Source organism: Nonomuraea rhizosphaerae, assembly GCF_019396405.1.
Classification (GTDB): Bacteria; Actinomycetota; Actinomycetes; order Streptosporangiales; family Streptosporangiaceae; genus Nonomuraea; species Nonomuraea rhizosphaerae.
Map to the genome: position 1 here is coordinate 1 of NZ_JAHKRL010000535.1, position 9062 is coordinate 9062.

Genomic DNA, 9062 nt, shown 5'->3' on the forward strand with positions numbered 1-9062 from the left:
GCCGCTTGAGCGCGGCGCTGCCGAGGTGGCCGTCGAGCGCGAGCGGGCGCAGGGCGCGTACCCACCGGCGGGCGTCGGCCAGGGCCGCCGCCGTGAGCTCCTTGGCCTGGCGCACCTCGTCCCAGGCCGCCTCCGGGCGGCGGTCGCGGAAGCGCTCGGCGTTCTCCAGACCCACCTTGATCACGGTGAGGTGGTGGCCGATCGAGTCGTGCATCTCGGCGGCCATCCGGCCGCGCTCCTCGGCGACGGTCAGCTCCCTGACCCGCTCGGCGAGCCGTTTGGCACGCAGCACCGCCGACGCCATCCCCAGGACGAACGCCGCTATCACCGCCAACAGCCCGATCTCCGTCAGCGCACCCAGCAGCGGCCTGCCGACGACCAGCGGCACCGGCACCATCAGCACCGCCAGCCCGGCCAGGATGGCGGTGGCCGTGCGCACACCGTAGACGAACGCCAGGTTGGCGATGGCCAGCAGGGTCAACGGCATGTGCGTGGCCGCCGACCCCGTCAGCCCCAGAGCGAACGTCGCCAGCAGGAACGCCAGTGCGGCGAAGCGAGGACGTCCCCCGGAACTCCACGGCAGCACCAGCCACAGGCCGATGACAAGCGCGACGTTCAGGACGAACAGGGCACGGGCCGACGCCATTCCGGCGGTCTGGACATTGACCAGGACCACCGCCCCCAGCACCAGCCAGAACACCCAGTTGAACAGGATCGGACGATCCGGGTTCCGCAGCCATGGCATGCGACAAACCCTACGATTCCCCAGGTGGCGTTGTGATCCCTCCCGAGGCACCATGACGTTGGTCATGCCGGAGATCCGTCTCCGGCTCGATGTGCGGACGACCACCGCGTTCCTACCGTGCCTGGCATGAAACCGATCTGGTCCGTCCTCCTCGTCGTGGTGGCCATGTTCGCCCAGGTCCTGGCCGGCAGCCTCCCCGCGAGCCTGCTGAGCAGGGACAACGTGCTGCGCCAGCCACTCGCCGCCGTCGGCGTCACGCTCGCCGGGCTCCTGCTCGTCTTCCTCATCCGCCGCTTCCTCGACCGCCGGCCGTGGTCGGCCCTGGGCTGGCACCGCCCGTCCCACATCCTGATCGGCGTCGCCGCCGGCCTGGTGCCGATCCTCGTCGCCAACGGGCTCTCCCTCGCCGTGGGCGCCGTGACCTGGACGCCGGTGAACGTGTCCGACCTGGTCTGGCTGCCGCTGGTGTTCCTCATCGTCCTGCTCAACCAGGCGTTCCCGGAGGAGCTGCTGTGGCGCGGCCACCTGGCCGACACCCTGCTGGCACGGCTGTCACCGCGTACGGTGCTGATCATCTCCTCCGTCGGCTTCGGCGCGCTGCACATCGTCTCCCAGAGCCCCGCGCAGACCATCCCGGAACGGCTGCTCTTCGTCGTCACCGCCATAGTGCTCGGCTTCACCTGCACAGCGGCACGCCTGCGCGGCGGCGGAGTGTGGATGGCGGTCGGCGTGCACTGGGGGTTCCACATCGGCATGCGGGTGCTCCCCCTTCAGCCGGTGCACTTCGGGGTGCAGCTCGTGCTGATGATGATCACGCTCGGGGTGGCAGGGGTGGTGCTGCTCCGGGGGCAGGGAGTGAGGTGGGACGACCAGTCCACTGCCGCCGGTCAGGTGAAGGCCTGACCGAACTGCTCCAGCTCCGGCGTCCCGGCCGTCAGTCGGTTATCGGTCGTTCTCGGGGGCGGCTCCGAGCGTCCACAAGGACGCCATGGGGAGTGCTCGGAGCTTCTCCCCGAAAGCCAGCGACTGCTCTCCGGTGTAGAGGACAAAGCCGGCCCGGAACCTCGCACCCAGGCGGTCGGCCAGGTGGCGCAGGCCCCGGAAGTCGTCCCGCCGCACAGTCTCCGCGGCCTTGACCTCGATCCCGACCACCTCGCCGGACGCGTGCTCCAGGACGATGTCGACCTCCACCTGGTCGCGGTCCCGGTAGTGGAACAACTGAACGGGCTCGTCGGCCCAGGTCAACTGGCGGGCCACCTCGCCGATCGCGAAGTTCTCCAGAAGAGGTCCGACAGGGGCCGTGACGTCCCTGGCGCGTTCGGGTGACATGCCGATGAGCCGGCCGCCGAGGCCGCTGTCCGTGACGATCAGCTTGGGGGTGGAGATCGCGCGGCGAGTGAGGTTCGACGACCAGGCCGGTACGCGCTTGATGACGAACACCAACTCCAGTAGGTCCAGATAGCGAGAGAGCGTCGCTCTGGGAAGCCCCACGTCGCCCGCGATAGACTGGACCACGGCCAGCCCTCCCATGCGTGCCGCGATGACACTCAGAAGCCGGCGCATCTCCGCCGGACGTTCGATGTCGGCAATCTGGCGCACGTCCCTAGTCACCAGGTCAGTGATGTACGAGTCGAAGAACTTGTTGCGCCTACGCCCTGGGTCGCGCCGGATCGCCTCCGGATAGCCGCCACGCAGCGCTCTGTCGACGTAGTCACGCTTGTTGAGCGCACAAGGACGCATCGTGGCGTCGATGTCATGCGTGAAGACATGATCCACGAACCCATCCGGCTCACTGTCGATCTCCCCCTGGGACAGTGGCCACAGTTCGATGGTCTCCGTACGGCCCGGCAGGGCGTCCGGGAGATCGCGTAGCCCCAGGAGACGCGCGGAACCGGTGAGGAGGTAGCGGCCTGGCCTCGGGTCTCGGTCAACCTCATGTTTGATCGGCAGGAGGAGCTGCGGCGCTCGCTGAATCTCGTCGATCAGTAGAAGGCCGTCGTGCCGGACGAAGGCGACGGGATCCTCCTCGGCCGCGGCCAAGCTCGCCGGGTCGTCCAGGTAGAGCTGGCGAGGATCATTCGCCTGAGTGGTGATCAAGCTGGCAAGCGTGCTCTTACCGACCTGCCGGGCTCCATTGACGACGACTACGCGGGTGTCCGCGAGCGCTTCACATGCCATGGTTTGGGCGCGGCGAGGATAAAGATCGGTGGACGTCACGGTCAATTATGTTATCGCAGCTAGATGTGCCTACGTGAGCGTTCTGCCGTTGCCTGTGTGAGCGTTCTGCCGCTGCTCTCGTGAGCGTTCTGCCGTTACCTGTGTGAGCGTTCTGCCGCTCCCCTCATGGGCGTTCTGCCGGAGGTCACGTGAGCGTTCTGACGGAGTCGCTTGAGCATCCGCCGAGATCTTCATACCGAGGAGCGTTGCCATACCCAAAGCCAGCTTTGTACGCTAAGCCGTAATTACGGAAGAACGTAGGAGAGCGCCGTGAGCGAGGACAGATTCGCCGCATTAGAGGCCCGCATCGCCCGCTTGGAGGAGCTGGCCGCCCCCTCCGCCCCACCGAAACGCCCAGCGGACTCGCCGTCCCTCATGGGGGTGATCCACGAAATGCGCCGCCAGGCGGAACAGGAGAACGACTCCGGGACGGTCGCCTACGTGGGAGCCGTTCGGCTGCCCGACGGCGAGCGTTTTTGGGCCAGAGAGGTCCCTCTCACCGAGCTGCTGTCAGCCGACTGGGGGCCTGTCGCCACCGTCCTGGAGTCCCTCGGCAGCCAGCCCCGGCTGGCGCTGCTCGGCGCGCTCATGCGGAAGGGCCGCTGCACCCGGGCCGACCTCCAGGAAGCCCTGGGCGGCGACGGCGAGCAGAGCACGAGCGGCCAGCTCTATCACCACCTGCGCGCGCTGCAGAGCGCCAGGCTGATCAAGCAACGGCGGCGCGGTGACTACGAGTTCGCGCCCGAGGCCTTGAGCCAGGTCCTCACGATCCTCGCCGCCGCGGTCAACCTGGCCACCGATCCCCCGCTCGGTCTTCCCTTCGACCTTCCCGACCCGGGATGACCAAGCACAACCACCGGAGCACAGCCTCACGCAACTCACCGGCTTCGGGCAGACGACGTGCTTCGACCGACGTGATTACCTCCGCCGCCCGCCAGTACTGCGACGGCACCAGCAGACGCCGGTGCTCGGCCAGCGTCTTCCAGCCGTCCACAAGCCGCGCCATGTATGACAAGTGTCGGCGTGTCCGATCGAGCAGCGCCATCGGCGCGGTACCGGCGTACGCGACTGCGAGGTCATCCACAACGCGCTCCAACCGTTCCAGCGTCTCGTGACCCACGTCGCTCACCTCGCCCCGGCGAGCCAGCTCAAGGGTGTCGATCTCGTCATCGCGCAGATCATTCGCACCCTCACCGAACAAGTCCGCCTCGTCGAGGTCGAACGCACGGCAGTACAGCGACCGGTACGGGTCGTCCGGCACCTCCGGACCATCACCAAGCCCGCAGGGGTGGTCCGGAGTTCGCGATCAGGGCTCAGGACGGCTCCAGGTCAGCCCCGCGTCTGCGGATGTTCCGAGATCACGCAGGCTAAATACGTGCTTGTGAATGTGATCGTCCTAAGCCGCGTCTGCGGTGTAAGTGGACGAACTCACACAATGCCATTTCGTACGGCCAGGGCGCGCAGGGACGCAGGGGTGGAGCCGGAGCCGTACAGCATGCCGGATACGAACGCCGCAACCGAAGGGCGGCTGATCTCTTCAGGGGCGGCGCGTTCGGCCGCCCGCAATGCGTGCACCGCCTGGTCGGAACGTCCGTATGCTTCCCACGCTCGGGCAGTGTCGATCCAGTAGCGGGCGCGCCTTTCCGGGGTCGGCAGCCGCCGATGATCCACGGTACGGGCATGATCGAGCGCAGCACCGGCGTCACCGAGGGCAGTGTGAATGCCGATGCGGTACACCGCGACGTTGGCTGAGGTGGGCAATCGTCCGCGCTGGCTGGTGTCCGGCAGGCGGGCGGCAGCCTGCTCGGCTTCGCCGATCAGGTCCAAGGCGCGGGCGCGCTGGTCGTGCTGGGCGCAGGTATATGCGGCGGTGCACAACATCGCCGCATATACCTCCCGCGCGTCGCTGTTGTTGGCGTCCAAGGCGAGCGCGTTGCGGGTGAGTAGATCGACGGCTCCGTCATGGCGGCCTTGACGGCGCATCGCGATGGCGACGCTACGGGCGGCGGCCGCGATCGCCACAGCATCGCCGGACCGGTGGGCGGCGCTCAGCGCCCGATCGGCCGCCACCCACGCCATGCCATCCTGATTCAGCTTGACGGCAAGCTCGGAGGCCAAGGCATAGGCGTCAGTGAGCAGTGCGAGCAACTGCTCGCGGCAACGACCGTCGGTCTGGTCGGCGCTGTGCTGCGCGGCGGCAATGATGCGGGGCAGCCCTGCCGACAAATGACCGTAGTGACAGGCATCGAAGATCGTCTTGGCTGAGGTGAGTGCACGGCGTAGGTCATCGACGGCTGCAACGGTGGGCACCGAATCAAGGCCAGGGCCGGTCAGGACCTGTTCCAGGCGGTGGATGACGGTGGCGGCGTCGGCAGGCTCCGCCGCGAAAAGCGCAGTGCCGGTGATGCTGGCGAGCGTGAGAAATCGGCGTCGCTCCACGGCGTCCTCCCCTGCCTCATCGGCCCCAACCCTAACGGGCGGCTCCACCACAGGGGGAGGCTTCGGGGTAGGCGTGTCGCCATCCGGCAACGCGGACAGGCCCAGCCACGCAGGTGGGATGCGAAGTTCGCGGGAGAGCAGCCGCAGGGTGGCAATGTCGTGCAGGATCTGCCGGCCGGTCTCCAGCCGGGAGATTGTGGCCGCCGAATAACCGATGCGCTCGCCGAGCTGATGCTGGGTCCAACCACAGGCGTGGCGGGCGAGCCGGACCACGGCAGCGGAGTCGCCTCGAATGATGGCGGCCCGAAGGCGAGCAGATGGAGCAGGAGGCTTTCGATAGTCCACGGTAGCCATCCGCCTACTTGAGATGATCACATTGTAGTCACGCGATCGCGATTTGTGCCCTGGACAGAGAGTGACAGCGGGGTGCCCACGCGCCACGCGCGTATGCAAGGAGTGCAAATGCCCTTGCACGAGGCGCGCAGAAACTGTCCGCGCGGGCGCCGCCGCGCTGCCCTGGAAGGGAAGTCCCCAACCCAGGACGGAGCCATCCATGACTCTGCTTTCGCCGCACGGCAGCACACCGCTCTTCGACGACGACTTCCCTCCCGGCGAACAGCTCCCGCGCCGCATCGAAGCCGTCTTTCTCCCCCGAACCAGCGTGTACGGCACAGCCGTGCGCATGGTCGTCAACGGCTTCCACGTCGGTGATCCGCTCACCGACAACGCCTGGGAAGAGGAAGAGATCGGGTATCGATGGCATGACGCCCTCCACCTGGCGCACGCGGTCTGCCTGGGCTGGTCGCCGATCTTCCGGGGTCTCGCCAAGCTGAAGCGGCGCAGCAACCCTCACCTCGACCACGTCGAGGATGGCGGCCGAGCTGCTGTGGCTGATGAGGCGATCGCCTGGGCGACATTCTGCCGCGCTCGTCGGCGCAACTGGTTCGAGCCCGACCAGAGTGTCGACGGCGACCTGCTCGACGCTGTACAGGAAATGACGTACGGGTTGGAGGTCGCCCGCTGCTCACGCGCCGAGCTGGAGCACGCCATCCGCTCCGGCATCGCCTGCATGCGCGCGCTGTGGCATCACAACGGCGGCATCCTGTACGGCGACCTGCATGCCCGGTCGCTGCACTGGCAGCCAGTCCTGGCTACGACCGCAGCTGCGCCGTCCGCTCCGCCGGCAGTTTCCACTTCGGCGGGAATCGGAACTCCAGACCTCCCGGCGATTGCCGGAACTCCTGCTTGATCCGGGTCCGGCCGGACACACCGGCAACGCCTGGGTGGCTGACCCGGGTGTACTTCGACACCTCACAGCACACGTTCTGCCAGTCGATCAGCGTCGGCCAGCGCCCCCACAGATCACCGAAGTCCAGGCCGAGCCGGTCGAACTCCTCATTCGAGACATCGGCGATCCACGCCACCATCTCCTGCGCGGGCAGGCCCCCGGTGTCGGCGAACACCTTGCTGATCCCGTCCAGGCACCCGGGGCCCGCCACCACGAACTCCCGCTCATCGGCTTCGACCACCGGCGAGTACGCCAGGTCGATCGCGTACTGGTAGGCCAGGAACGGCCCCAGCGACGGCAGCTCCAGCAGCAGCTCGTACACCTCACGCAGCCCGGCGGCCTCGGCGATTCGCTCCGGCAATGCCGAGGCCATCGCGTGTTCGAGCAGCCGTAGATGGTTGCCATGCTTACGCTCCTCGCCAAAACCAGGGTTCGGGACGATGTAGGCCGCCGAATAGATGCGCTCACCACGGTCCATCGCCGCGCCCAGCACCCGGTTGTAGGTCGCGAAGTCGTACCTGTCCCACGCGAGCGGGCCGCCCAGTTCAGCCGTGAGCAGCTCCCACGTCTCGATCTTGTTGAAGATCTTGAACAGGAGGACACGAAACACCAACTCCTCGATGTCCTGCGGCCCGGTGTAGATGACGTCTCGGATCAGCGCCTGCGAAACACGGTCGGCCGCCCTGTAGACGTTGGTGAACTTGTGCCGGCCGATGATCGGGTCCGTTGTCCAGGGCGGTGGGTCACCGGCGGCGCGACGGTGGAAGACCTGCTGCCGCTCGGCGGCGAAACGCCAGTAGGCGTCGAACACATCAGATCTGAGCTGGATCGTACGTCTACCCACCTTCCGCGGGTGCGTCGCGCTGGAAGGCGTCAGGTCGAGCAGCGACATCTGGACGTTGTCCACCGACGAACGGTAGCGCAGTGATCACCATAGGCAGGCGTGATCGCGCAGGGTAGGGCTGCGCGAGCCGTCGAGAGAGATGTGTGCGTGACAGGCTTTGAACCGCGGACCGGTGCTCCGATGTCGCATCCTCTGCCTAGCAGTTCTCAACGCCATTCCCCTCGACTCTCTGGGGATTCTGCCCGAGCGCGGCCATACGCTTTTGCTGTGGACTGCCAAGGGCCGGCAACACTGGGCGCTACCGGTCGGGCCTCGTCCGGGCCACATCTCCAGGAGGGGCTCGCGTGGCAGCGGGATCGCGTCCGGGGGTGCGGGGGCCGGCAGGCCCCCGCCTGGGGCGAAGCCCCGGATAAGAGCGTCTGAGCATCGCGAAGGCCACGCCTTTGGGGGTCGAAGGGGGCGGGAGCCCCCTGGGGAGCGTAGGTCCGAGCTTGTCAGGCTGATTCGCGGATGACCAGTTCGGTGGGGAGGATGACGGGGGTTGGGGGGCCGCCGGTGAAGAGGCCGAGGAGGAGGCGGACCATGGCGGCTGCCTGTTCGGCCACCGGGTGGCGGATGGTGGTCAGTGGGGGTTCGGTGTATTTGGCGGCTTCTATGTCGTCGAAGCCGACCACCGCCACGTCGTCGGGGACGCGGCGGCCCGCCTGGCGCAGGGATTGCAGGGCGCCGACGGCCATGAGGTCGTTGGCGACGAAGACGGCGTCCAGGGACGGGTCGTCGCCCAGGAGCTGGCGCATGGCGATCGCGCCGGATTCGCGGGTGAAGTCGCCCACCGCGACGATGGAGCGGCGGTCGGAGTCGCGCAGGACGTTGCGGTAGCCGGTGAGGCGGTCCTGGCCGCCGATCATGTCCTGGGGGCCGGCGATGGTGGCGATGCGGCGTCTGCCGGACTCGACCAGGTGGCGGACGGCGGTCTCGGCGCCGCCCACGTTGTCGTTGTCGACGAACGGGATGTCGACGGGGACGGCGGGCCGGCCGTACGAGACGACGGGGACGCGCAGGCGGGACAGGGCGGTGGGGAGGGGGTCGGCGCCGTGCATGGAGATGAGCATGACGCCGTCCACGTGGCCGCCGGCGATGTAACGCTCCACGCGCGCGTGGCTCTTGGCGGAGGAGGCGAGCATGAGGACGACCTGTTTGTCGGCGCCCTCCAGCTCGACGCTGGCCGAGCGGATGACCGTCGCGAACAGCGGGTCCTCGGAGAAGACCCTGGTGGGGGGCTCGGAGACGACCAGCGCCACCGAGTCCGTACGCTGGGTGACCAGGCTTCGGGCCGCCGGGTTGGGTACGTACCCGAGTTCGTCTATGGCCTGGAGGACGGCGTCGCGGATGTTGGGGGCGACCGTCGTCTGGTTGTTGACGACCCGGGAGGCGGTGGCGCGGGAGACGCCCGCGCGGGCGGCGACCGCCTCCAGCGTGGGCCGCCTCATCGCCGCCCCGCCCCGGGGGGCGGGGTGGGGTTCCATGTC

At 67.9% G+C, this 9062-nt stretch carries 9 protein-coding genes; 3 read left to right on the top strand and 6 right to left on the bottom strand.

From position 1 onward, the window contains the following. Positions 1-745, bottom strand: a 745-nt coding sequence (locus KME77_RS27775) for a sensor histidine kinase (protein ID WP_246610859.1), incomplete at its 3' end; no start/stop codon positions are given. Between the two features lie 126 nt (positions 746-871). On the opposite strand from KME77_RS27775, the gene KME77_RS27780 reads away from it, so the two are divergent. Beyond that, the gene (locus KME77_RS27780) at positions 872-1648 is read left to right on the top strand and encodes a CPBP family intramembrane glutamic endopeptidase (RefSeq protein WP_219471900.1); all 777 of its coding nucleotides are present in this window, start codon (positions 872-874) and stop codon (positions 1646-1648) included. 39 nt (positions 1649-1687) lie between these two features. On the opposite strand, the gene KME77_RS27785 is transcribed toward KME77_RS27780, so the two are convergent. Then, positions 1688-2962, bottom strand: a complete 1275-nt coding sequence (locus tag KME77_RS27785; RefSeq protein WP_219471901.1) for an ATP-binding protein — start codon at positions 2960-2962, stop codon at positions 1688-1690. A gap of 270 nt (positions 2963-3232) precedes the next feature. Between KME77_RS27785 and KME77_RS30125 the strand changes: the two genes are divergently transcribed. Next, positions 3233-3805, top strand: a complete 573-nt coding sequence (locus KME77_RS30125) for an ArsR/SmtB family transcription factor (RefSeq protein ID WP_219471902.1) — start codon at positions 3233-3235, stop codon at positions 3803-3805. Here KME77_RS30125 and KME77_RS27795 read toward each other — a convergent pair. Then, positions 3747-4223 carry a hypothetical protein gene (locus KME77_RS27795; RefSeq protein WP_219471903.1) on the bottom strand — a complete coding sequence of 159 codons (477 nt, stop codon included), beginning with the start codon at positions 4221-4223 and terminating at the stop codon, positions 3747-3749. The two genes, KME77_RS30125 and KME77_RS27795, sit on opposite strands and share 59 nt — an antisense overlap. A gap of 167 nt (positions 4224-4390) precedes the next feature. Then, positions 4391-5674 (bottom strand): helix-turn-helix domain-containing protein, encoded by a 1284-nt coding sequence (locus KME77_RS27800; protein WP_219471904.1) that lies wholly within the window; start codon positions 5672-5674, stop codon positions 4391-4393. 280 nt (positions 5675-5954) lie between these two features. On the opposite strand from KME77_RS27800, the gene KME77_RS27805 reads away from it, so the two are divergent. Next, positions 5955-6650, top strand: a complete 696-nt coding sequence (locus KME77_RS27805) for a MazG C-terminal domain-containing protein (RefSeq protein ID WP_219471905.1) — start codon at positions 5955-5957, stop codon at positions 6648-6650. Here KME77_RS27805 and KME77_RS27810 read toward each other — a convergent pair. Together KME77_RS27810 and KME77_RS27815 are read right to left on the bottom strand one after the other, a co-directional pair. Further along, the gene (locus KME77_RS27810; RefSeq protein WP_219471906.1) at positions 6553-7596 is read right to left on the bottom strand and encodes a nucleotide kinase domain-containing protein; all 1044 of its coding nucleotides are present in this window, start codon (positions 7594-7596) and stop codon (positions 6553-6555) included. The two genes, KME77_RS27805 and KME77_RS27810, sit on opposite strands and share 98 nt — an antisense overlap. A 431-nt stretch (positions 7597-8027) precedes the next feature. Continuing rightward, complete coding sequence (locus KME77_RS27815) at positions 8028-9023, bottom strand: LacI family DNA-binding transcriptional regulator (RefSeq protein WP_219471907.1); 996 nt, start codon at positions 9021-9023, stop codon at positions 8028-8030. Positions 9024-9062: the final 39 nt, after the last annotated feature.